The organism is Bariatricus sp. HCP28S3_D3 (assembly GCF_052065755.1).
In the GTDB taxonomy this organism is placed as follows: domain Bacteria; phylum Bacillota; class Clostridia; order Lachnospirales; family Lachnospiraceae; genus Allocoprococcus.
The window spans coordinates 1-328 of the sequence record NZ_JBQHTK010000117.1 but is presented as its reverse complement, the minus strand read 5'-3'; the positions used below and the strand labels follow the sequence as shown (position 1 = coordinate 328).

Sequence of the window (328 nt, the reverse complement as noted above, 5' to 3'; positions counted from 1 at the left end):
CTGCCGTTTTATTTATAATATCATGCTGGATGACAAGATAAAGGAATATGAGGCAACGAAGAAAATGAAGAAGACGACTCCGGCAGCCTATAAGAAAGAATATCCGTGGCTAAAAGAAGTAGATTCCCTTGCACTGGCGAATGTGCAGCTTCATTTGGAGAAGGCTTATAAGAACTTTTTTGTAAATCCTGCTGTTGGTTTTCCGAAATTCAAGTCTAGACATCGAAGCAGGAAGAGCTATACAACGAATGTGGTGAATGGGAATATTCGTCTGGAAAAGGGAAAGATCCGGCTTCCGAAACTGAAGGAAGTGAAGATCAGGAAACAT

Annotated in this window: 1 pseudogene; it reads left to right on the top strand. The window is 40.9% G+C overall.

Features of this window, described 5'->3' with window-relative positions:
* Positions 1 to 328: pseudogene (locus ACTNB3_RS17970) on the top strand (RNA-guided endonuclease TnpB family protein); the annotation flags it as partial.